Annotated in this window: 18 protein-coding genes; 5 read left to right on the forward strand and 13 right to left on the reverse strand. The window is 42.8% G+C overall.

The genetic code is table 11. The features are described 5' to 3' along the window. Positions 1-214 precede the first annotated feature (214 nt). Positions 215-3,898 (reverse strand): pyruvate:ferredoxin (flavodoxin) oxidoreductase, encoded by a 3,684-nt coding sequence (nifJ, locus tag IGJ15_RS08605; protein ID WP_194186085.1) that lies wholly within the window; start codon positions 3,896-3,898, stop codon positions 215-217. A gap of 227 nt (positions 3,899-4,125) precedes the next feature. On the opposite strand from nifJ, the gene IGJ15_RS08610 reads away from it, so the two are divergent. Further along, positions 4,126-4,641 (forward strand): DsbA family protein, encoded by a 516-nt coding sequence (locus tag IGJ15_RS08610; protein WP_167822813.1) that lies wholly within the window; start codon positions 4,126-4,128, stop codon positions 4,639-4,641. 88 nt (positions 4,642-4,729) lie between these two features. Here IGJ15_RS08610 and whiA read toward each other — a convergent pair whose 3' ends face one another. From whiA to uvrB, 7 genes are all read right to left on the reverse strand, one after another. Beyond that, a complete protein-coding gene (gene whiA, locus IGJ15_RS08615) occupies positions 4,730-5,665 on the reverse strand; it encodes a DNA-binding protein WhiA (RefSeq protein ID WP_005225954.1) in 936 nt (311 codons plus the stop codon). Positions 5,666-5,683: 18 nt separating this feature from the next. Continuing rightward, positions 5,684-6,685, reverse strand: coding sequence for a gluconeogenesis factor YvcK family protein (locus tag IGJ15_RS08620; protein ID WP_010748165.1), 1,002 nt, complete (start codon positions 6,683-6,685; stop codon positions 5,684-5,686). Beyond that, positions 6,682-7,572 carry an RNase adapter RapZ gene (gene rapZ / locus IGJ15_RS08625; protein WP_005225952.1) on the reverse strand — a complete coding sequence of 297 codons (891 nt, stop codon included), beginning with the start codon at positions 7,570-7,572 and terminating at the stop codon, positions 6,682-6,684. The genes IGJ15_RS08620 and rapZ overlap by 4 nt, the downstream gene beginning before the upstream one ends. Positions 7,573-7,685: 113 nt before the next feature. Beyond that, complete coding sequence (locus IGJ15_RS08630) at positions 7,686-8,396, reverse strand: amino acid racemase (protein ID WP_194186086.1); 711 nt, start codon at positions 8,394-8,396, stop codon at positions 7,686-7,688. 3 nt (positions 8,397-8,399) lie between these two features. Then, complete coding sequence (locus IGJ15_RS08635) at positions 8,400-9,653, reverse strand: carboxylate--amine ligase (protein WP_167822815.1); 1,254 nt, start codon at positions 9,651-9,653, stop codon at positions 8,400-8,402. 308 nt (positions 9,654-9,961) lie between these two features. Further along, entirely contained in the window at positions 9,962-12,778 is a 2,817-nt protein-coding gene (uvrA, locus tag IGJ15_RS08640) for an excinuclease ABC subunit UvrA (RefSeq protein WP_005225949.1), read from the reverse strand. 13 nt (positions 12,779-12,791) lie between these two features. Continuing rightward, on the reverse strand, positions 12,792-14,783 hold the full coding sequence (uvrB, locus tag IGJ15_RS08645) for an excinuclease ABC subunit UvrB (protein WP_010748162.1): 1,992 nt from the start codon (positions 14,781-14,783) through the stop codon (positions 12,792-12,794). A gap of 270 nt (positions 14,784-15,053) precedes the next feature. Here uvrB and IGJ15_RS08650 point away from each other — a divergent pair, with 270 nt between their 5' ends. Next, positions 15,054-17,207: an amino acid ABC transporter substrate-binding protein/permease gene (locus tag IGJ15_RS08650; protein WP_010748161.1), complete on the forward strand. Its 2,154-nt coding sequence runs from the start codon at positions 15,054-15,056 to the stop codon at positions 17,205-17,207. Between the two features lies 1 nt (position 17,208). After that, the gene (locus tag IGJ15_RS08655) at positions 17,209-17,946 is read left to right on the forward strand and encodes an amino acid ABC transporter ATP-binding protein (RefSeq protein ID WP_005225946.1); all 738 of its coding nucleotides are present in this window, start codon (positions 17,209-17,211) and stop codon (positions 17,944-17,946) included. A 48-nt stretch (positions 17,947-17,994) separates the two neighbouring features. Here IGJ15_RS08655 and IGJ15_RS08660 read toward each other — a convergent pair whose 3' ends face one another. Next, the gene (locus IGJ15_RS08660; RefSeq protein WP_074536413.1) at positions 17,995-18,234 is read right to left on the reverse strand and encodes a hypothetical protein; all 240 of its coding nucleotides are present in this window, start codon (positions 18,232-18,234) and stop codon (positions 17,995-17,997) included. A 397-nt stretch (positions 18,235-18,631) separates the two neighbouring features. Here IGJ15_RS08660 and IGJ15_RS08665 point away from each other — a divergent pair, with 397 nt between their 5' ends. Then, positions 18,632-19,174, forward strand: coding sequence for an outer membrane protein assembly factor BamE (locus tag IGJ15_RS08665; RefSeq protein ID WP_167822817.1), 543 nt, complete (start codon positions 18,632-18,634; stop codon positions 19,172-19,174). A gap of 105 nt (positions 19,175-19,279) precedes the next feature. Then, on the forward strand, positions 19,280-19,897 hold the full coding sequence (locus IGJ15_RS08670) for a Tat pathway signal sequence domain protein (protein ID WP_430599018.1): 618 nt from the start codon (positions 19,280-19,282) through the stop codon (positions 19,895-19,897). A 233-nt stretch (positions 19,898-20,130) separates the two neighbouring features. On the opposite strand, the gene IGJ15_RS08675 is transcribed toward IGJ15_RS08670, so the two are convergent. Genes IGJ15_RS08675 through IGJ15_RS08690 form a run of 4 tightly spaced genes read right to left on the reverse strand, consistent with a single transcriptional unit; the run spans position 20,131 to position 23,346 of the window. Beyond that, a complete protein-coding gene (locus tag IGJ15_RS08675; RefSeq protein ID WP_008382180.1) occupies positions 20,131-20,586 on the reverse strand; it encodes an S-ribosylhomocysteine lyase in 456 nt (151 codons plus the stop codon). A 12-nt stretch (positions 20,587-20,598) separates the two neighbouring features. Continuing rightward, positions 20,599-21,243, reverse strand: a complete 645-nt coding sequence (locus tag IGJ15_RS08680) for a class I SAM-dependent methyltransferase (RefSeq protein WP_005225941.1) — start codon at positions 21,241-21,243, stop codon at positions 20,599-20,601. Positions 21,244-21,245: 2 nt separating this feature from the next. Next, complete coding sequence (locus IGJ15_RS08685; RefSeq protein ID WP_194186088.1) at positions 21,246-22,391, reverse strand: cystathionine gamma-synthase; 1,146 nt, start codon at positions 22,389-22,391, stop codon at positions 21,246-21,248. Next, on the reverse strand, positions 22,381-23,346 hold the full coding sequence (locus tag IGJ15_RS08690; RefSeq protein ID WP_194186089.1) for a PLP-dependent cysteine synthase family protein: 966 nt from the start codon (positions 23,344-23,346) through the stop codon (positions 22,381-22,383). The genes IGJ15_RS08685 and IGJ15_RS08690 overlap by 11 nt, the downstream gene beginning before the upstream one ends. Positions 23,347-23,485 lie beyond the last annotated feature (139 nt).

Genomic DNA, 23,485 nt, shown 5'->3' on the forward strand with positions numbered 1-23,485 from the left:
TTCAAAGATTTGAAAAAAAACAAATTTATGAAAAAGTTTTGAAAAAATAAACAGCTCTTTTACTTAGTTTACCATTATCCTGAAATCATTGTTTGTCAAAGGTCTTAGAAGATTTCATCTAAACGAGCTTCTTGCACTCATTTCTTAGGAAAAACAACAAATGACCCTGAAAAACGGGTCAAACCGTTTTGCAGGGTCATTCCTCAGCGAGCGATTACTCTTGCTGACGGCGCTTTGCGCGCGCTGCACGCCGTGCTGCTCTTTCAGCGAGCTGTTCTTCGCTTAACGGCTGTTTTTCTCTTCGTACACGCTCCGTTTTTACTGCCGTTGGTCGTTCTGCATCAGTACTTACCTTATTTTCAAGCTTTGCTCGTATTTTTTCTTCTTGACCTGCTAAGCGGGCATAGTTGTAGAAACGAGTTTTCGCATCTGAAACGGTTTTTTCAAACAATGCTTGCGCCGCATTCGGATTGGCAGACTGCAAGGATGCAAATCGAACTTGTGTCTGCATAAAGGCAGGCATTTGATCAAATGCTGGCTTTTTGAAATCGAGTGTCATTGGCTGTTTCCCTTTTTCTGCCAACAGCGGGTTATAGCGGTAGAGACTCCAATACCCCGATGCAACTGCTTCTTGTGCTTCTTTCAAGGATTGACGCATTCCGCCTGCAAGACCGTGGGTGATACATGGCGTATAGGCAATGATGATTGACGGTCCTGGGAACCGCTCGGCTTCTTCAAAGGCTTTGATCGTTTGCATTTGATTGGCACCAGATGCGATTTGTGCGACATAGACATGTCCGTAGGTCATCGCCATCATTCCTAAATCTTTTTTGGAAACAAACTTGCCACTCGCAGCGAATTTAGCAATGGCCGAAGTCGGTGTCGCTTTAGAGACTTGCCCCCCTGTATTAGAATAGACTTCATTATCTAACACGAGAATATTGACGTCTGCACCAGAAGCGAGGACATGATCGATACCGCCAAACCCAATATCATATGCCCAGCCGTCACCGCCTATCATCCATTGGCTTGGCTTAACAAACAAATCTTTCTCCTGCAAGATTTTGTTCAGCTGAGGTGTTGTGGCAGCTTCAGCTTCTAAGGCGGCGATCAATTTTGCTGCTCGCTGTTGCGTCCCAGCACTTTCTTCTCGATGAAGGTCCCAATCATCAATCAAAGCCTGCAATTCTTCTGATACATTGGCTTTCAACGACTGCAGCTGGGCCGCTAATTTCTCCCGTCGGGTTTGGTTGGCTAAGAACATGCCATAGCCATATTCGGCATTGTCTTCAAACAACGAGTTTGACCAAGCTGGCCCCTGTCCTAAGTGATTGGTTGTATAAGGGGATACTGGTGAGGTTCCACCCCAAATCGAAGAGCAGCCAGTCGCATTGGCGATCATCATGCGATCACCAAACATTTGGGTCAATAGTTTCACATAGGGGGTTTCCCCACAGCCCGCACAAGCACCAGAGAACTCCAACAAAGGTTTATTGAATTGAGAGCCCAAAACAGTTCCTGGTTTTGCTGGATTTTCCTTTTGACGTAAAGTCATCGCAAAAGCCCAATTTAAAGCTTGTTCTTTTTGTTCTTCGTAAGGACGCATCGTCAAAGCTTTCCCTTTGGCAGGACATGCTTCCACGCAAAGGCCGCAACCTGTACAATCTTCAACGGAAACTTGAATTCGATATTTTTGGCCGTTCGCTCCTCGCATCTCTCTGACGATAAAGCCTTCCGGTGCTTCGATTAATTCATCTTCATCTGCCAAAAACGGACGGATCGCCGCATGAGGACAGACAAAGGCACACTCATTGCACATGGTACAGCGATCTGATAGCCACTCGGGCACTTCAACAGCGATGCCCCGCTTCTCAACCGCTGTTGTCCCGACAGGGATCACCCCTTCGGTCATTTGATTCCGTACGAGGGTGCCCACGGTTAGTTGGTTGCCTTCTTGACGGTTGATGGGTTCCACGATTTCCCGCACAAATTGTGTTGTCGCAGTGGATGTCCTCTCCGGCACTTCGAGAGTTGCCCACTTGCTTGGAACAGGGATTTCTTGTAATAATTCGATGGTACGATCGATGGCTGCTTGGTTCTTTTCAACGATCGCCATCGATTTGTGCCGATAACTTTTCAGTGCCTCTTCTTTTAAAATCGGCAAGATTTCCTCGGTCGGAATGATGTTTGCCAAGTAAAAGAAGGCTGTTTCCATCGCGGTATTGATCCGCCCACCTAAGCCAACTTCCATTGCCAACTGCATGGCGTTGATGGTATAAAAACGGATCTCGTTTTCAGCAAGATAACGTTTCATTTTCTTCGGTAGATTTTTTAAGATTTGCTCTTGTGACCAGGTCGTATTTAATAAAAAGGTTCCGCCTTTTTTGAGTCCTTTCAGCAAATCATACGTATGCAAATACGCAGGTGTATGACATGCAACGAAATCCGCGTGTTCGATCAGATAGGTGGAACGAATGGGGGTATCCCCAAATCGCAGATGGGAAACCGTTAGACCACCAGATTTTTTCGAATCATAGTGGAAATAGCCTTGCACATATTTTTCGGTATGGTCACCGATGATTTTGATTGCTGACTTATTCGCCCCAACGGTCCCATCAGAGCCGAATCCCCAGAATTTCGCTTGGAAGGTGGATGGATCAGTTAGATCTAGCGTGCCTTTTGAGGGCAACGACAATTGCGTCACATCATCCGTGATCCCAATGGTGAAGCGTTTCTTTTGGCTCGCTTTTGGCTTAATCAATTCGTCATAAACGGCAACGATTTGATCAGGCGTCACATCTTTTGACCCAAGACCATAGCGTCCACCAATGATCGTCGGCCGAATCGCTGCATCATACATGGCACTTTGCACATCCAAAAGCAAAGACTCGCCATTGGCACCAGGTTCTTTGCTGCGATCCAATACAGCGATACTTTTAACGGTAGCAGGCAGTTTTTCTAAGAAGACTTCTAATGGGAATGGTCGATACAAATGGATCGACAAGACCCCCACCTTGCGTCCTGAAGCGCACAAATGATCCACCGTTTGCTGGATCGTTTGCGTCGAGGACCCCATCGAAACGATCACTTCTTCGGCGTCCGCAGCACCATAATAATCCACTAAATCATAGTTGGTTCCTCTTAAAGCATTGATTTTTTTCATGTAAAAACGAACGATCTCAGGCAATGTTTGATAATGCTGATTGATCGTTTCCCGCTGTTGAAAATGGATATCAGGATTTTGATTCGTTCCACTCGTCGTCGGGTGATTCGGGTTCATGGCTTTTTGTCGAAAGGCAGTCAATTTTTCATGATTGACCAACTGTGCCAATTCCTCATAATCTAAGACCTCTATTTTTTGAATCTCATGACTGGTTCGAAACCCATCAAAAAAATTTAAAAATGGGATATTGGCTTCGATAGCTGCTAAATGAGCGACTGGCGCTAAATCCATTACTTCTTGGACACTGCTTTCCGCTAACATAGCAAAGCCTGTTTGTCGGGTGGCCATTACATCGGTATGATCTCCAAAAATATTCAAAGCATTGGTGGTCACTGCTCGGCTGGCGACATGAAAGACGCCTGGCAGCATTTCCCCAGCAATCTTGTACATATTTGGTACCATTAATAAAAGTCCCTGGGATGCCGTATAGGTCGTCGTTAAGGCGCCCGTTTTTAATGAGCCGTGAACCACACCGGCCGCCCCTGCTTCAGATTGCATTTCAACCACTTTCACCGGCTGCCCAAAAAGATTATGCTTTCCTTGAGCAGACCACTGATCCACTAATTCAGCCATGGTTGAACTAGGGGTTATCGGATAGATCGCCGCAAGTTCCGTAAAGGCATAGGAAATATAGGCTGCTGCCGTATTGCCATCCATTGTTTTTCTTTTTCTCATCTATATAACTTCCTTTAATCATCATTTTGCACAATAAAACACAATTCATTATAGCTGAAAATCAAGGAATATAAAAGCACAGTCAGGGGATTTTTCATAATTTCGTGAAACGAAATACATAGTATTTAGCTCATTCTCCTCCTCTTTTCACAGACTTAAATCAAAAGACCTGAGGCTTTTCTTTCAGTAGAAACTTCGGTAAACTAAAAGAAAAAGGAGGAATCTTAATGGATATTTCAATCATCAAAGCACAGGAAACAAATGCGGTAACAGGGATACATATCGGAGACCCTTCCGCTAAACCGATCGTCGAATTTATGAATTTGCGCTGTCCTTATTGTCGGCAATGGTTTGAGGAATCGTTACCGATCTTAAGTGAAGCTGTCGCAGCTGGGAAACTACGCCGTGTCATCAAATTATTCGACAAAGAAAAAGAATCATTGCAACGAGGCAATGTGATGCACCGCTTTGTTTCCAGTACAGATCCTCAGGCAACGAGCGCTGAGATCACAAAAATTTATCAAACACAAGACGAATGGGGGCATTTATCTTTACCTGAAGTGGCAGAATATGCGAAAAATACCTTAGGGCTATCTGAACAAAACCATCCTGCGATCGCAGGAGAAATTGTGGAAGAAGCGAAAAACGCCAACATTCAATTTGTGCCAACGATTATCTTAGATGGGCACATTTTTGATGAATCGATCTCTGCTGAGGAATTAACTGCATTGATCAATGAATAACCTCTAACAAAAAAACAGGAGCTGATTTGACACTAAAATCCATGTCAAATGCAAGCTCCTGCTTTTTTGATTTCATTCACTACTTAGATTAACTGACTTGTTCACGCAAATGATCCGCAAATTCATTGATTTTGCGAATGCGATGATTGATTCCTGATTTCGAGATCGCTCCTGATGGAATCATTTCCCCTAGCTCTTTCAAGCTGACCTCGGGATGTTCCAAACGCAATTCGGCGATTTCTTGCAGCTTTTCAGGTAAAGCTTGCAAGCCAACTCGATCTTGAATAAATTCGATATTGTCGATCTGCTTCGAAGCAGCGTCGATCGTTTTGTTCATATTGGCGGTTTCGCAATTCACCAAACGGTTGACTGAGTTACGCATATCACGCACGATCCGCACGTCCTCGAATTTCAGCATGGAATTGGTGGCACCGATCAGTGTCAAAAAATCAGCGATTTTCTCAGCGCCTTTCAAGTAAGAGATATACCCATTTCTGCGTTCTAATGCACGGGCATTCAATCCATATGCGTTTAGCATATCGCAAATATCTTGGTTATGCTCCTCATAGATGGAATAGATCTCTAAATGATAGCGGCTGGTTTCTGGATTGTTGATGGACCCAGATGCCATGAAAGCGCCTCGTAAATAGGAACGCATTTTTTGAGTATTGCCCATGATCTCATCAGAAACATGGCTTTGAAACATCAGCCCGTCCATGATATCTAAGTCCAAAAGCACGCGCTGTGTATCTTGCTTCAAACGAACGATGTAAACGTTGTTCTTTTTTAATTTCATTTTACGACGGACCAGCAATTCGCTGCGCACGTCGTAATGATCTTTTAGTAACGAATAGATGCGTCTGGCAATCGCCGCGTTTTCTGTTTGAACGTTTAAAACAAATTGCTGGTTATTGATACTTAATGACCCATTCATCCGAATCAAAGCGGCCAATTCTGCCTTGGCATGTTCGCGATGAACTTCTAATGCGGTCAATTCTTTTTTTACTTCTGCTGCAAAGGACATAAAAAAATCCCTCCTTTCTTAGATTTTGGCCCCGTAAACGATACGTAGAAGTTCTTCAATCACTTTATCTCCGTCATGAAAAACTCCGCCATCTCTAAGCTCCAGAAAGTCAGCTGAAATGACACGGCTGGCTTCTTCTCGCAGTCCTTGGAAATCGTGTTTCACTTGTACAAGATATTCATCATAAATCTCTGGGTCCATATACCCTTCTGGAACTTTCTCGGTGTTGACTAACACCGTATCAATAAAGGGTTTGCCTAAATGCTTATGCAGGACCCGCACATGGTCGGCATCACTAAAGTGTTCAGTTTCACCTTTTTGGGTCATGATATTACAAATATAAACCGTTTCAGCTTGTGTTTCCAACATTGCTTGGCCGATCTCGCTAATCATGAGATTGGGCAAAATACTAGTAAAGAGACTACCAGGACCCAAGACGATCATATCTGCCTCCATAATTGAAGAAACAACTTTACGAGCTGCTTTCGGCTCATCATTATTTTCTTGATTACGAACAAAGACCCGATCGATCGTTTTGCGATCAACCGCGATCTTGGACTCTCCTACCGCTTCGGTGCCGTCTTTAAAAACAGCGTGCAACACCAATGGCAGATCTGACGAAGGATAAACTCGTCCATCGATATGCATGATTTTTGACAAAATTTGAATGGCTTCATAGGTACTGCTGCGCATTTCAGCAATCGCCGCAATAATCAAGTTCCCCAGGGCATGATTGGCTAAAAATTTGTCTTCGGCTTTAAAACGGTATTGAAAAATATCATTATACAGTTGCGGCATATCAGATAGAGCCGCCAAAACATTGCGCAGATCCCCTGGTGGCGAGATAGAGGAAACCAAATTGCGAATTTCGCCACTGCTACCGCCATCATCAGCGACCGTAACGATCGCTGTGATGTCGACACCCTGATTCCGCAAGCTCTTCAGGATGACTGGTAACCCAGTTCCGCCACCTACCACAACGATCTTCGGCTTTCTGATTCGGTACGTTTTCATTTTCATGAACGATTCACCGTCTCTTTACGCTTATCTTTGTCGCGATGAGTAATATTGACGCGATAGTCTTCTGCCAAAACCGCACCGATGCGCTCAGATAATGCAACTGAACGGTGTTGGCCCCCAGTACAGCCGATAGCCACCGTCAAGCTGCTTTTGCCTTCCTTGACATAGCCTGGCATGATCGTTTGCAACAGTGTACTAAATTGCTGATAGAATTCTTCCGTTTCTGGAAAAGACATGACGTACTCATACACGGGTTCATCTTTACCCGTTAAAGGACGCAACTCTGGAATGTAATGTGGATTCGGTAAGAAACGAACATCCATCACAATATCAGCATCGATCGGCAAGCCATACTTGAAGCCAAACGAAAGTATTTCAATACGAAACCCTGTCTCATGAGAAGCACGAAATTCTTGATTGATTTTTTCTCTCAATTGCCGTGGGGTCAGCGTCGTTGTGTCGATAACAATACTGGCACGCGTCTTCAAATCGTTTAAGATCGCTCGCTCTTTGCGAATCCCTTCCGTAACTAAGCCATCCATCGCTAATGGATGTGCTCTTCTCGTTTCTTTGTATCTTGACACCAATTCATTGTCCGATGCATCTAAAAAGAGCATCCGTGTGTCAATAAAATTCGTGTTTTCAATATCGATCAGCATACTTTGGATTTCTTCAAAAAACGATCTTGAACGCAGATCGACAACTAAGGCAATTTTTGTCACTTTTCCTGATTCTTTGATCAGTTCCCAAAATTTAGGGATCAAGCTTGGGGGCATATTATCGATACAAAAGTACCCCATATCTTCAAAACTCTGGATCGCGACCGTTTTGCCGGCTCCGCTCATCCCAGTAATAATGACCAATTCTAAATGATCCACTTCAGTCATAGGTAAAACTCCTTTCTGAAACAACTCTATTATATCATGCCGGGCGTATCATTGGAACACTGGCATAAAAAAAGACGTTAGCTCAAAAAATGCCGCTAACGTCGCTATCAGCTTTAGATTGATTGGCGATTTGCCAATGCTTTTTCGATCGTCCGATCAACTAAAATCGATTGGGCATCGACGACTGGATACGGATTATCAGTCACAAATTCATCCATCAAGGACAACTCGGTACATCCAAGCACTACGCTTTCACAGCCGATACGTTCGGTGACTTCTTCCAGTATCTCAAAGTAAAGTTCTTGATCCAAATGATCATTTTCTTTGATTCGATCATAAATCAATGTATTGACCTTTTTTTGGATCGTCGGCTCTGGAAGATAGACGTCAAGTCCGAACTTCCGCAATTCTTTTTCATAGATGCCAGCTTTGACACTGCCTTCTGTCCCAAGAAAGGCCACTTTTCCAGTGACGCCTTTTTCAAAAACGACTTTCGCAGCCTCACGAGGCATATGCAAAATCTCGATCTCAGTGGCAGCTTGCAGCTCATCAAAAAAATAATGGGCGGTGTTACAAGTCAACACAATAAAATTTGGCTTTAACAAATTTTGTTTTTCGATGTCGTCCATTAAATATGGAACAGGGTTTTCTAACGTGTTGTCTAAAATATATGCCGTTCGATCTGGGACTGTCGCATGATTGAATAAAACATAGTTCAAGTAATCTTGGTCTTTATGGGTCTGTGTCCGTCGGTTTAAAATGCGGACAAAACTTTCCGTCGCTAACGTTCCCATGCCGCCTAAAATACTAAAAAAATTCTCCATCTTCTAGCCTTCTTTCGTATGGAAATACGTTTTGAATCGTTTGTTGTACAGATGGAACATTCTCTTTAATAGAATCCAACGCTTTAGAGATAAGTCTTCTTTGTAAAAGACAGTCGTTCCCCAGCGATTTTCTGCTAATAATTTTTTTGCTCGTTCTTTCGCAGGATTTTCTTTTGCATAAGTCAAGAAAATGTTTTTTGGTACCCCTAGCCATAATTTCGCTTCTGGCGCGTCAGCTTTGCCATAAACCGTTTCTGTGTAAGGTTTTTCGAAGACTAAATCCTCTGTGATGAACTTCGCCAGATTCAATCCGCTTAAGGTAATAAAGAAACTGCTTCTTCCTTGACGCAAGTTGATTTCAAATAATTTATATTGCCCGTCTCGCGCATCATATTTCAAGTCAAAATTGGCAAATCCAACATATTCAATCTCTTTTAAAAACTTACGGATCATTTGATAGATTTGATCATTTTCATCTGGAATGATCACGACATAATTCCCAACAGCTCCAGGCGTTGGATCCTCTAATAAAGGATGACCTAAACCCATCACGCGAACTTCGTGATTCTCATCAACATAGGCATTTAAGACCCGCATGTTGCTGTCATCGCCAGGAATAAAATCTTGGACGATCATTTCATATTGATAACCCGCTTGATAAATGCGAGAAACGATTTCTTCAAATTCTGTTCGATTGTCAATAATGAAGGCTTTTTTGCGCCCTTCAAAATCAACTGACAGCCACGCGACACTATTTGCTGGTTTCAAAGCCACAGGAAAATCAAAAGGCAACTCTTCTTTGAACGTTCCTTCCGTCAACAGTTCAGGCGTTAAAATGAAGGTCTTAGGATAAGGCAAGCCGTATTCCTCGCAGACTTCGTAAAAACTTACTTTGTTGATCAACCGTTTTAATAGGGAATAGTCATTGGCAATAAAGGTATAATAAGGCTTCAATTCTTCTTTATGCTTCGCTAACAGTTCTGCATAGCCATCTCCGCAGGGAATCAATAAATATTTCATGGCAGGATCGTTGTAAGTATTTTTTCCTAACTTGATCAACGTCTCAGTGAATCCGGGATCATGGTCAAAACCTTCCACTTGATTGATTGTAACAATTTTACTAAAGCGGGTTGGCGCAAGTTCCGCACCAGCATAGGCAACTGATTGAATGCCATATGCTTCGTGGAATGCTCTGGCCATACCATAAACATTCATATCGCTTCCTAATAATATGGGAAGAAAATTTTCCTGACTCATCAAAAATCACTCTCTCTTTTGAATACGAAAAACGACCTCTCTCGTTTCGTTTAATTACAATAGAATTATAATACCACAAAGAAAAAAGCAATCAAAGTATCTATCTTTGATTGCTTTCTCCCACTTTGAACGGATAGAACTTATAGGCAGTTTATTCAATGCGAATATACGTATACCTATTGCTATTCTATCAAATAAAATTTTGATTTCAAGCCCTTATCATGAAATTTGCAGATATTTCACGCTTCCTTAAACTTTAGAGAAACCTATTGACAGACAAGTAAAAAAGTGAGTGCTCTTTTCCTTGCTTAAAGGACTTTTTTCAAATAATGACCGGTGTAGCTTTCAGAAACCGCAGCAATTTCTTCTGGTGTACCAGTTGCAATGATCGTTCCACCGCCTTCGCCACCTTCTGGACCTAGATCAATCACATGGTCCGCTGATTTGATGACATCCAAGTTGTGTTCGATCACTAAAACGGTATTGCCAGCGTCGACAAATCGTTCCAAAACTTTCAACAAACGGGCAATATCATCCGTATGCAGACCAGTCGTCGGTTCGTCTAAGATATAAAAACTCTTGCCATTGGAATTTTTGTGCAGTTCACTGGCAAGCTTCATCCGTTGCGCTTCCCCACCAGATAAAGTAGTCGCTGGTTGTCCCATCGTGACATAACCTAGACCGACATCGACGATCGTTTGCAATTTTCGATGGATTTTAGGAATATGTTGGAAAAATTCCACTGCATCTTCCACAGTCATATCTAAGATTTCCGAAATATTTTTTCCTTTGTAATGAACTTCTAACGTTTCTGAGTTATAACGTTTGCCATGACAAACCTCACAAGGTACGTAGACATCAGGTAAGAAGTGCATCTCGATCTTGATGATTCCGTCCCCTTTACATGCTTCACAGCGTCCACCTTTTACATTAAAACTAAAGCGGCCTTTTTTGTAACCACGGACTTTCGCCTCATTGGTTTTAGCAAATAAATCGCGAATGTCATCAAAGACACTGGTATACGTCGCCGGATTGCTTCGAGGCGTCCGACCGATAGGGCTTTGATCGATATCGATCAATTTCTCAATCGCTTCATAACCAGTAATGGTTTTAAAGCGACCAGGTTTGTTCGAATTCCGATTGATTTTTTGCGCCAAGGCTTTTTTCAAAATTTCGTTGACTAATGTCGATTTACCAGAGCCAGAGACACCAGTAACGGCGACGAACTTTCCTAATGGAAAATCGACCGAAATGTTTTTCAAGTTATTCTCAGAAGCACCGGTCACACGAATCTTTTCACCATTGCCTTTGCGGCGTTCCGTTGGTGTCGGGATTTGTCGTTTTCCTGATAAGTATTGACCTGTTAAGGAAGACGCATTGGCTGCGACTTCATCAGGAGTTCCTGCAGCGACGATCTCGCCACCTGCGTGTCCTGCACCTGGACCGACATCGATCAAGTAGTCCGCTGCCCGCATCGTGTCTTCGTCATGCTCAACGACGATCAGGGTATTCCCAAGATCACGCATTTTCCGCAATGAATCTAGCAAGCGATCGTTATCCCGTTGGTGAAGACCGATCGACGGCTCATCAAGAATGTAAAGCACCCCAGATAAATTGGAGCCGATTTGTGTTGCCAAACGAATCCGTTGCGCTTCCCCACCAGAGAGTGTGCCTGATGCACGACTCAAGGTCAAATAGTCCAATCCGACATTTTTCAAGAAGCTTAACCGATCATCGACTTCTTTCACTATCGGACGTGCGATCATTTGCTCTTGTTCCGATAGTTTCAATTCTTCGACAAAGTTCAACGCATTGTTGATTGCCATCTCGCTCATTTCCCCAATGTGTTTCCCGTTGACTTGCACACACAGCGCTTGGGGGTTCAAACGATAGCCATGACAAGTTTTACAAGTCAATTCCGTCATATACAAACGCATTTGATCACGGGTGAAATCAGAGTTGGTTTCATGATAACGGCGTTTGATATTTGGTAAGATTCCTTCAAAAGCTACCTCAACATCACGCACGCCACCGAAATCATTCTCATAATGGAAATGGAAAATTTCGCCATTCGAACCATTCAAAATAATGTCTTTGTGTTCTTCTGGCAGTTCTTCAAAGGGTGTGTCCATATCGATATTGAACTCTTGACAGGCTTGTTCCAGCATTTGCGGATAATACTGTGAACTGATTGGGTTCCAAGGCAATAGTGCGCCTTCACGCAACGTTTTGCTTTGATCGGGAATCACTAGGTCGACATCGACTTCGAGCTTCACACCAAGACCATCACAGTCTGGACAAGCACCAAAAGGCGCATTGAATGAAAAGAGCCGTGGTTCTAATTCACCAACTGTAAAGCCACAATACGGGCAAGAATAATGTTCACTGAAAAGCATCTCTTCTTGACCAATCACATCGACTACCGCATAGCCATCAGCTAAACGTAATGCCGCTTCAAAGGAATCAAACAGACGAGAACGGATGCCTTCCTTTACAACGATTCGGTCAATGATGATGGCAATATCATGCTTTTTATTTTTTTCTAATTCAGGCGCTTCGGAGACATCATAGACTTCGCCATCCACCCGCATCCGAACATAACCTTCTCTTTGGATACGTTCGAAGACTTTTTTGTGCTGCCCTTTCTTTTGATAAACGATAGGTGCCAACAATTGGATCTTGGTGCGTTCTGGTAATGCCAAAACTTCATCCACCATCTGCTCAACCGACTGACTAGTAATCTCAATATGATCATTGGGACAGATTGGGTGACCGATTCTGGCGTAAAGAAGCCGCAGATAATCATTGATTTCAGTAACCGTCCCCACTGTTGATCGCGGGTTCTTGCTAGTGGTTTTTTGATCGATAGAAATCGCTGGACTAAGTCCATCAATGCTATCTACGTCGGGTTTATCCATTTGCCCTAAAAACTGACGGGCATACGCCGATAGACTTTCGACATACCGGCGCTGTCCTTCGGCATACAACGTATCAAATGCTAAGGAGCTTTTCCCTGAACCCGAAAGACCAGTTACAACAACGAGCTGGTCTCTGGGAATCGTCACATCGATATTTTTTAAATTATGGGCCCGTGCCCCATGGATCACGATTTTATCATTTGCCATATTGTTTCTCCTTCTAATCAGCAGCTTTTAGCTCAAGAATAGTATCTCTCAAGGTAGCAGCCGTTTCAAAATCCAGTGCTTTCGCAGCATCTTTCATTTCTTTTTCTAATTTCAACAACAAGGTTGCTTTTTCTTCACGACTCAATTCTTCATAAGAAGTCGTGGTGTATTCGCCAGTTTCTTCCGCCACTTTCGTGATTGCGATCAGATCGCGAATCTCTTTGATGATGGTTTTCGGTACGATTCCATGTTCTTCGTTATAGGCTTCTTGAATACTTCGGCGTCGCGCTGTTTCGTCGATCGCTCGCTGCATCGAATCGGTCATTTTATCGGCGTACATGATTACTTTTCCTTCTGAGTTACGAGCTGCTCGTCCGATGGTTTGGACTAATGAACGCTCGCTGCGCAAGAAGCCTTCCTTATCGGCATCAAGGATCGCAACCAGGGAAACTTCTGGGACGTCTAACCCTTCTCGCAATAAGTTGATTCCGACCAGTACATCAAATTCACCGAGACGCAGGTCGCGAATGATCTCTGTTCGTTCCAATGTTTTGATGTCACTGTGCAGGTATTTGACTTTGATCCCTAATTCTTTAAAGTAATCCGTCAAATCTTCAGACATTTTTTTCGTCAAGGTCGTGACAAAGACCCGTTCATTTCGCTCGACTCGCTCATTGATTTCTCCTACGAGGTCGTCAATTTGACCCATAATCGGTCGTACTTCGATCACCGGATCTAACAGACCAGTCGGACGAATGATTTGTTGAATGACGGTATCGGTTTGATCGTATTCATATGGTCCAGGTGTTGCTGAAACATAGACGATTTGATTGACATGCTTCTCAAATTCTTCCAAGCGTAACGGACGGTTATCCAGTGCAGAAGGCAAACGGAAGCCATAATCCACTAACATTTGTTTTCTAGCACGGTCACCATTATACATCCCACGAACTTGCGGCATGGTCACGTGGGATTCATCAATAACGATCAGAAAGTCATCAGGAAAGAAATCTAATAACGTATAAGGCGGTTCGCCTTCTTTTCGTCCATCCATGTGGCGAGAGTAGTTTTCGATTCCTGAGGTATACCCCATTTCTCGCATCATTTCAATATCATAGTTGGTTCGCTGCTCTAAACGCTGTGCTTCCAGCAGCTTATTTTCTGCTCGCAAAACTTTCAGTCGTTCATCGAGTTCACTTTGGATCGAAGCGATCGCATGTTCCATATGGTCTTCATTGGTCACAAAGTGCGTTGCCGGAAAGATCGACACATGTTCGGTGTCACTCATGATCTCGCCCGTCAAGGCATCGACTTCACGAATCCGATCGATTTCATCGCCAAAAAACTCAATGCGTAACGCTCGCTCATCACGAGAAGCTGGGAAAATCTCCACAACATCGCCACGTACGCGAAAACGCCCCCGTTGAAAATCGATGTCGTTTCGTTCAAATTGGATCTCGATCAATTCTTTTAATAGTTGATCGCGAGACTTTTCCATCCCTACTCGTAAAGAAACAACCTGTCTGGCATACTCGATCGGCGAACCTAAACCGAAAATACAAGAGACAGAAGCTACAACGATCACATCGTTTCTCTCTAATAAAGAACTTGTGGCCGAGTGACGCAGCTTATCGATTTCATCGTTGACACTGGAGTCTTTTTCGATGTATGTATCACTGGAAGGAACATACGCTTCTGGTTGATAGTAATCATAGTAACTGACAAAGTACTCGACCGCATTATTTGGGAAAAAGTCCTTGAACTCGCCATATAATTGTCCAGCCAGTGTTTTATTATGGGCAATGATCAATGTCGGTTTATTGACTTCCTTAATTAGATTAGAAATCGTATAAGTCTTACCGGTCCCAGTGGCTCCCAACAAAATCTGTGCTTTTTTTCCACCGACCACCCCGTCAACCAATTGATGGATCGCTTCTGGTTGATCCCCAGCTGGTTGATATTTTGATACTAAGTCAAATTCATGGGAAGTTGTTCTTTCGATCATCTTCATTCCCCCTCGATTATTCTAAACGACAACAAAAAAAGAAAAACTCGCTGCCGCTTTTCCATAAATAAGTATATCATAGCGAACATACTTTCGCCATCATTTGCTATGAAAGTTTCATGCGATTAAGCATAACTTAACATGTTTGATTTTCTAACATCTGATGTGAGGTTTAAGCAATTTTGTCATATTTTTAAAGAGAAAGACTTGTGTGTAGAAGAAAAAATCCATATAATCTATAAATACGTTATATCTAAAGGGGGAATTTTCTTGAAAAGAAAACACATGTCCTTCGCTTTAATCGCGCTGATTATCAGCATTTTTACGCTATCAGTAAAGTCAGCAAGTGCGGAGGAAACTACGTATAAGATAGGAACAGATTTAACATTTGCTCCTTTCGAATTCCAAAATGAAAATAATGAATACGTTGGGATCGATATAGATTTATTAAACGCGATCGCTGAAGATCAAGGTTTTGCAGTTGATTTACGTCCTTTAGGTTTTGACGCCTCCATTCAAGGCGTGCAATCAAATCAGTTAGATGGCATGATTGCTGGGATGAGCATCACTGATGAACGTAAAGAAACGTTTGATTTCTCAGATCCTTATTTTGATAGTGGGATTCAAATGGCGGTAGCTGCGGACAATGACAGCATTACTAGCTACGAAGATCTTGAGGGCGAAACGGTCGGTGCAAAGGTTGGTACCGAAAGTGCCCGCTTTTTAGAAGAAAATAAAGACCAATATGGCTACGACATCAAACTTTATGATGACGCTACTGGGTTGTATGGCGCTGTACGCAATGGTACTGTGGCAGCCGCTTTTGATGATTATCCAGTGCTTGGCTATGCCATCAACAACGGCGAACCGATGAAACTTGTCGGCGAACCTGAAAAAGGTGCTTCTTACGGATTCGCTGTCAGAAAAGGCCAAAATCAAGAACTACTTGAAAAATTCAATGCTGGTTTAGCCAACATGAAAGCTTCTGGCAAATACGACGAAATCGTCAATACTTACATCACAACGTCTGATTCAGATGCAGACACCAGTGAAATGGTGAAAGTCGAACCAAAGAAAGATGTTTACCGAATTGCCAGTGACTCCGCCTTCGCTCCTTTTGAATTCCAAAATGAAGACAATGAGTATGTAGGGATCGATGTTGATTTAATGAATCGGGCGGCAGAATTGCAAGGGTTCAACATTGAATTCAATTTCATCGGTTTTTCAGGAGCTTTGCAAGCCTTGGATGGTAACCAAGCAGATGGGATGATCGCTGGGATGACGATCACTGATGAGCGTCGTCAATCTTACGACTTCTCAGACTCTTACTTTGAAAGCGGCATTCAGATCGCTGTAAAAGAAGGCAATGATTCCATCAATTCCTATGAAGATCTAGATGGAAAAACCGTTGGTGCGAAAGTGGGAACAGAAAGTGCAGACTTCTTGATCGCCAACGAAGAAAAATATGGCTATTCGATCAAATATTATGATGCGGCCGATCAATTATATGCGGCTGTTAACGGCGGACAAATCGATGCCATGATGGATGATTATCCAGTGATCGGTTATGCCATCAGCCAAGGTCAAAAACTAGTGACACCGATTGAAAAAGAATCTGGCGGTCAGTATGGTTTTGCGGTGAAAAAAGGCCAAAATCCTGAACTGATCCAAATGTTCAATGAAGCATTGAAAGAAATGAAACGGACTGGCGAGTACGATCAAATCATCAATAAATACATTGAAGATGGCTCTGCCACAGAAAAACGAGTGGATGAATCAACGATCACTGGTTTGATCAGCAACAACTATAACGTCTTATTAAAAGGTTTATGGAATACCCTTTTACTAGCATTGATTTCTTTTGCCTTAGCATTAGTGATCGGCATCATTTTTGGACTATTTAGTGTTGCTCCAATCAAAGCATTGCGGGTTTTTGCAGGGATCTATGTTGATATCATTCGTGGTATTCCTATGATGGTATTGGCTTTCTTCATCTTCTTCGGCCTTTCCGATGCCATTGGTATCACGATTCCCGACTTTGCAGCCGGGGTCATTACATTGACTTTAAATGCCAGTGCCTATATCGCTGAGATCGTCCGTGGCGGGATCAATGCAGTGCCAAAAGGTCAGATGGAAGCCTCTCGTAGTTTGGGGATGACCTACACTCGGACAATGCAGAAAATCATTTTACCGCAAGCGATCAAAATCATGATTCCATCTTTCGTTAACCAATTCGTTATCTCGTTGAAAGATACAACGATCATCTCGGTTATCGGAGTCGTAGAATTATTGCAAACTGGGAAAATCATCGTTGCTCGGACTACGCAAAGTACCTATGTTTACTTGATCATCGCGATTATTTACTTAGTCGTGATCACAGCTTTAACGAAACTTGCAAAAGTTTTAGAAAAGAAGGTGAAATAGCATGAAAGAAAAAATCTTAGTTGAAAATCTTGTAAAAAAATACGGCGACAATACCGTATTGAACAATATCAATGTTTCAATCGCTGAAGGAGAAGTCGTTTGTGTGATCGGTCCTTCAGGATCTGGGAAATCGACGTTCTTACGCTGTTTGAACCGCTTAGAAGAACCAACCAGCGGCGATATTATCGTTGACGGCGCACATCTGATGGATAAAAACACCAATATCAATGCTGTTCGTCAACATATCGGCATGGTGTTTCAGCATTTCAATCTCTTCCCTCACTTGTCGGTTTTAGAAAATATCATTTTAGCACCGATGGATCTAAAAAATGCTTCTCGGCAAGAAGCGGAAAAGAACGCAATTCGTTTATTAGAAACGGTCGGTTTGGCAGATAAAAAAGACATGTACCCTGACAATCTGTCTGGAGGACAAAAACAACGGGTGGCGATCGCTAGAGCTTTAGCAATGAATCCCGATGTGATGTTGTTCGATGAACCAACCTCCGCACTCGATCCAGAAATGGTTGGCGATGTACTCAATGTTATGAAGGATTTGGCAAAACAAGGAATGACCATGGTGATCGTAACTCACGAGATGGGTTTTGCCAAAGAAGTAGCAAACCGTGTGATGTTTATTGACGGCGGGAACTTCTTGGAAGACGGTACACCTGAGCAAATCTTTACCAATCCTAAGCATGAGCGTACCAAAGACTTCTTAGACAAAGTATTGAATATTTAAAAAAGCCTCTGCAACAGTCCGACGAAGGAACTGTTGCAGAGGTTTTCTTTATTGTTTGTTCCGTTTCGTTTCATCTGCGATCCGCTTTTGATTTTCCCCCAAAAACACTTTTGTATCGATGGGGTTTGCTTTGTTCGCCCCGCCGATGCCAGTATCAACCATTTTCCCCCAGCCCTTCAACGGCTCTTTCCCCGCTGCACGAAGCTTGGCATTTTTTAACCGTAATGCCTGTTTTTTTGCTTCTTTTTTCGCTTGATGTTTTGCTTGCCATTGCTTTAAGATGCTCATATTCCTTCCTCCTCTCCGTGTTATGAAAAAAATCATTCCTTACATAAATTCTTAGCAAAAGGTATGCTGGTTCCTGTTGATCTGGTAAGAGTAAACAGGATTCACCTTTAAAATAGCAAATTTTTATTGAGTAGTTAAATCTATTATAACATTTACTTTTCAACATCGTAAGCTGCAGATACCAGTTTTACTAAAACCACGAAAGGATATTGGAAATCAAGTAGCCAGATCGGAAGCAACATGTTACACTTATTAAACAACACTCCCTCCAAATCTAAATAGGTATACAAACATTTTTCTTTTTTATTTTATAGCAACTGACGGGATTTTTCTAATAAAAAACCAACATTAAAATAACAAAGAAAATTCACGAAATCATTTTGGAGGAACCTATCTTATGAAAACCATCTTTTTATTTCCCTTACTAATGTTACTCTCCCTCTTTCTCACTGGCTGTACCTTAATTGACGAAATCATGGATGACACCACCAAGAGTAGTTTCTCACCAGAAGCAACGTCGTCTTCTCAATCTTTGTCAGCTGATTCAGAAACCATAGCTTCTTCTTCCAGAACTGAGAACCACACATCAGAACCCGCATCTGAAACAGCTCGTTCTTCTGATGACTTTGCACAAGCTCAGAGCAGTACCGAAACAGCTGCCCCTCAATTTTCGTATTGTGAACAATTGCAGATCGGGCTGCCGCGACGGTGGAATCGAACAGTCAACAAAGACTTACTCCACCAATTGCAAGAAGGAATGTCCTGCGATCAAGTTCTTGAGATCATGGGTGGACTGCCTTCTTGGCGACTAGCGGTTGTAGGTGTGGAATCTAATGCATGGATCAATTCCGATGGTGAGGCAATCATTGTAACTCTTATTAACCGAACCGTTTCTGATGTGGCCTGGCATGATCAGTTTTCTGAAACAGAAATTGAGTAATCCATTAAGCGATCTCTCGTAACTAAGATTGGCAAAATGCGTGATGAAATTCAAACACCTCTATTATCATGAGTCGTCTAAAAAACTTAGGAGTTGAAGGATAAAATGAAACTGAATCGTCCTCAGAAAAAAATCCGAGAGCATCGCAGAAGAAGTCTTTTGCTTTGTTTGGGCATTAGTTGTTTTTTACTCGGAGCTGTCCTCTTCTACAGCGAAAATCAACCAGCAGCTGCCTACGAGCAGTTTTTAGAGATCGATTACTTAACTGCTTTACTGGAAGAAAGACCTTCCCCTGAATCCATCAGCGATCTTGGCCTCGCTCTCATCAAACGTAGTGATCGGGTAAACCAAGAGCGCAGTGCCATTAACCGAAAGCGGCGCCGCGAAAATGTGATCGTCACGGAAGAGACTAGAAAAGTTTTTTCTCCCGATCAAGGAGCAATGGTTGATGAAGTAAGAAAAGTAACCACTCGTTTACCTGATTCAGCCATTGATTTGTTATCAACGATGGCTGACAGCAGCGCTCTCGAGACAAAAAGAGTTCCTTTAGGTTCAAGGGACAAACTGTCCAAAATCAGCTTTGATTTTGACTCCGATAACGCGGGAAATGAACATTTATCTAGAATCACATTGGTTGATGTCCCAGAATTTTTCGGTATTGATTTCTCACAATTCGGGAAAGAGGATGATATTGAGGAGATCAAAGAGACATTGATCGAATAGTATGGTTTAGATGCTCACATCAGAGACGTTAGCGCCATTCGGAGACTTTTCTTTGTTCATGAAGGATTTGAGTTTTACATTAGTCAAACCTATAATCCAAACGGAGTCGGCATCACTGTCCAAGCAGTAGAACCATAAACAAAAACTATCGAACCCCCGTCTCTTTGCGGGTTTAACAAAAAAGGCGTCTGCGAATCCAAACGCAGGCACCTTTTTTCTACTTCTATTTTTATTTAGGCAAAAACGGTCGACCAATTGTCACGTTCATCAAGAAATTCTTGCGCTAATTTTTGCGCACCCTCTAAGGTATGGTTCGCCGCCCAACCGCATTGCACTTCATTGCTGGCAGGTACTTCAGTTGCTTGCAAAACGTCCTTCATGGTTTTTTCTAGGACGGTCAAAATCTCTTCATAATCGTCGTGATTCAAGACAGTCAAATAAAAGCCGGTTTGGCAGCCCATTGGTGACCAGTCCACGATATAATCCGCATGATTACGAATCAATTCTGCCGTCAAATGTTCTAGCGAGTGCAGACTTGCCATATCCATATGCGCTTGGTTCGGCTGCTTCAAACGGACATCATATTTGATGATGGTATCATTCGTTCCTTGTTTTTTATCGGCAACCCGTACATAAGGTGCTTTGACTTTCGTATGATCCAAATTAAAGCTTTCAACATTCATTTTCATTGTACTTCTCTCCTACTCTTTTTGTGCTTCCACAAGCCAAACATACTCATTGATCTGCTTAAAACGACTGGTAAACCCATGCTGACGAAAGTATCGTTCGATATCCGCTATAACTGGATAGTACTCTCTTTGCAGATCAGCGGCTAGTCGCTGGTGACCAGCTTGCCGTGCTTCATCGATTCGTTCCATTTGGTGGGCTAGAGAAAGAAACATCGTATCTCCGAAAAGCACTTGCCCGCCTTTGGGCAGCATCGCAGCATATTTGCCGATTGCCCGTTGTTTTTCGTCCTCCGTAAGATGATGAAAAACATAGGTAGAAACGATCGTATCAATCACATCCGTGATCTCAGGAAAAACCTCCATATCACCATCTACAAAAGTCACTTTAGAAAGACTGGGTTTTGACTTGGCGATTCGCCGCATCTCTGGCGATGGCTCGATTGCCAGCACGTTTTTTCCTTGATCAAGCAGAGCTTGTGTTAGATTTCCAGTTCCACTACCAAATTCTACCACAGACTGCCCTGCTTTTTCAGCAATTTCAGCGAGTAACTGTTCATATTTGAAAAAAACCGCTCGATATTCTTCATCCTTACCTGCAACTGTTTCATCGTACTCAGCTGCCCAGTCAGAAAAAATTGGAATAAACTCTCTCCCCATCACTAGCTACCTGCCTTTTCAAACGCTTGCTCTAAATCTGCCTGCAGATCCTCACCGTCTTCGATGCCGAGAGACAACCGAATCAAGCCATCTTTGATCCCAGATTGCTCACGAATTTCTTTAGGGATCGAGGCATGGGTCATCACGGCTGGCACTTCTACCAAGCTTTCCACGCCACCTAAGCTTTCTGCTAAAGTAAAAATCTTTAATGATTCAACAAATTCTGCTGTTTTCGATTCATTGTTTAGTTCAAAAGATATCATACCGCTATACCCAGACATCTGTGATTTGGCGATCTCATGTCCTTCATGGGCAATCAATCCTGGATAATACACGTTTGCGACAGCTGGATGTGCTTGTAAGTAGTGAGCAATTTTCATCGCGTTGTTTTGATGTGCTTCCATCCGCAAAGCAAGAGTTTTGATGCTTCGTTGAATCAACCAGCTATCATGAGGCCCCAATACACCACCAATGGCGTTTTGTAAAAAAGCAATTCTTTTGGCGATTTGCGGCTCTTTGGCAACCGCTAACCCAGCTACTACATCACTGTGTCCACCGAGATACTTGGTAGCACTGTGAATCACAATATCTGCGCCTAATTGTAGCGGCTTTTGAAAGTAAGGGGTCGCAAAGGTATTATCCACGATCGTCAAAATGTCCTGTTTTTTAGCTAGTTGGGCAACGATTGCGATGTCCGTGATCTTCAATAATGGATTAGTCGGCGTTTCCAGAAAGATCGCTTTGGTTTCTGGAAGGATGGCTGCTTCAATGGCAGCTAGCTCACTTGTTTTGACAAGTGTATAAGACAATCCGCTTTTTTCTAATACTTGATGGAGCAAACGAAACGTCCCGCCATATACATCATCCCCTAAAATGACATGATCTCCAGTCTGAAACAGCGAGAAGACCGCATGGGTGGCTGCTAATCCTGAGGCAAAAGCAAACCCTTGGGCGCCTTCTTCCAGATCCGCAATCAATTCTTCTAAGGCAAAACGAGTTGGATTGCCTGAACGACTGTATTCATATTGCTTTGGCTGACCAAGAGCATTTTGCCGATAGGTTGATGCTTGGTAAATTGGCACACTAACAGCACCAGTCATTTCGTCTTCGCTGATACCGCCGTGGATTACTTTTGTATTAAAATGCATGGTTTGCTCCTCCTATGAATGGGGTGATTGCTGATTCACCCGCATAAATCTTTTTTGATAGATAGCGATCGCCTCCATCTGGAAAGACGGTAACGATCGAGCTTCCAGTTGGTAATTCGAGGCTTTCTTTTACTGCTGCTGCCATTGCCGCTCCACTTGAACTTCCAACAAGCAGACCATAGTTTTTTGCCAAGTAACGCGTAAAAGCAAAGCCTTCCGCATCACTGATCGTATAAATTTGATCAATAAGCAAATCGTCAAAAAATTGTGGAATGAACTCAACACCGATCCCTTCAATCTCATGTCCATGGGCAGGCCCGCCATTTAAGATCGATCCTTCTGGTTCAACGACAGCAAGTCGAGTGCTTGATTTTTGCTTCTTTAAGTATGTTGCGACACCCGCGAAGGTCCCCCCGCTGCCAGCTCCAGCAACAAAGCTGTCAATTTTTCCAGATAACTCCTGAAAGATCTCTGGGCCTAAGGTTGCTTGGTAGGCTGCAGGATTGTTTTGATTGTGAAATTGCATTGGCATATAACTATTTGGTAGCTGTTTTGCTATTTCCTTTGCTTTTTCAATCGCACCTTGAATGCCTGCTTCAGTGGGCGTATGAACGATGGTCCCGCCCAACGCTTCAATCAGTTGCTGCTTTTCAAGGCTAAATTTTTCAGGAATGACAAAAATCATTTTTAAGCCATACTCGATCCCAGCTAAAGCTAAACCAATTCCAGTATTTCCCGCTGTCGGTTCGATAACGGTTGTCTCATGATCGATCACATGCTCACGAAACGCTTCATCGATCAAATACTTTCCTAAGCGGTCCTTGATACTTCCACCAGGATTTAAATACTCAAGTTTCGCATAGATGGTACTTCCCTTTTTGCCGCCAAATGCTGCGGCATCAAATTCAAAGAATGGGGTGTGCCCAATCAATGCTTTTATATTATTAACGATCATCGCTCGACTCCTCGCTCAACTTTGTTTGGTACAGCTCGTATGCTTCATGTACTCATTTTCATTTGCTATCATCAGCCGTCGCCAATGAAAGCGGTAAAAAACAGCAAACAAAAAGGGGTACTGACTATTACATCAGTAC

The sequence above is a fragment of the Enterococcus sp. AZ079 genome, assembly GCF_050547255.1.
GTDB lineage: Bacteria > Bacillota > Bacilli > Lactobacillales > Enterococcaceae > Enterococcus_D > Enterococcus_D casseliflavus.

What these genes read in the sequence shown, in the direction of transcription:
- nifJ (WP_194186085.1), bottom strand. Translation starts at nt 3,898, where the DNA reads ATGAGAAAAAGAAAAACAATGGATGGCAATACGGCAGCAGCCTATATT.
- IGJ15_RS08610 (WP_167822813.1), top strand. Translation starts at nt 4,126, where the DNA reads ATGGATATTTCAATCATCAAAGCACAGGAAACAAATGCGGTAACAGGG.
- whiA (WP_005225954.1), bottom strand. Translation starts at nt 5,665, where the DNA reads ATGTCCTTTGCAGCAGAAGTAAAAAAAGAATTGACCGCATTAGAAGTT.
- IGJ15_RS08620 (WP_010748165.1), bottom strand. Translation starts at nt 6,685, where the DNA reads ATGAAAATGAAAACGTACCGAATCAGAAAGCCGAAGATCGTTGTGGTA.
- rapZ (WP_005225952.1), bottom strand. Translation starts at nt 7,572, where the DNA reads ATGACTGAAGTGGATCATTTAGAATTGGTCATTATTACTGGGATGAGC.
- IGJ15_RS08630 (WP_194186086.1), bottom strand. Translation starts at nt 8,396, where the DNA reads ATGGAGAATTTTTTTAGTATTTTAGGCGGCATGGGAACGTTAGCGACG.
- IGJ15_RS08635 (WP_167822815.1), bottom strand. Translation starts at nt 9,653, where the DNA reads ATGAGTCAGGAAAATTTTCTTCCCATATTATTAGGAAGCGATATGAAT.
- uvrA (WP_005225949.1), bottom strand. Translation starts at nt 12,778, where the DNA reads ATGGCAAATGATAAAATCGTGATCCATGGGGCACGGGCCCATAATTTA.
- uvrB (WP_010748162.1), bottom strand. Translation starts at nt 14,783, where the DNA reads ATGATCGAAAGAACAACTTCCCATGAATTTGACTTAGTATCAAAATAT.
- IGJ15_RS08655 (WP_005225946.1), top strand. Translation starts at nt 17,209, where the DNA reads ATGAAAGAAAAAATCTTAGTTGAAAATCTTGTAAAAAAATACGGCGAC.
- IGJ15_RS08660 (WP_074536413.1), bottom strand. Translation starts at nt 18,234, where the DNA reads ATGAGCATCTTAAAGCAATGGCAAGCAAAACATCAAGCGAAAAAAGAA.
- IGJ15_RS08665 (WP_167822817.1), top strand. Translation starts at nt 18,632, where the DNA reads ATGAAAACCATCTTTTTATTTCCCTTACTAATGTTACTCTCCCTCTTT.
- IGJ15_RS08670 (WP_430599018.1), top strand. Translation starts at nt 19,280, where the DNA reads ATGAAACTGAATCGTCCTCAGAAAAAAATCCGAGAGCATCGCAGAAGA.
- IGJ15_RS08675 (WP_008382180.1), bottom strand. Translation starts at nt 20,586, where the DNA reads ATGAAAATGAATGTTGAAAGCTTTAATTTGGATCATACGAAAGTCAAA.
- IGJ15_RS08680 (WP_005225941.1), bottom strand. Translation starts at nt 21,243, where the DNA reads ATGGGGAGAGAGTTTATTCCAATTTTTTCTGACTGGGCAGCTGAGTAC.
- IGJ15_RS08685 (WP_194186088.1), bottom strand. Translation starts at nt 22,391, where the DNA reads ATGCATTTTAATACAAAAGTAATCCACGGCGGTATCAGCGAAGACGAA.
- IGJ15_RS08690 (WP_194186089.1), bottom strand. Translation starts at nt 23,346, where the DNA reads ATGATCGTTAATAATATAAAAGCATTGATTGGGCACACCCCATTCTTT.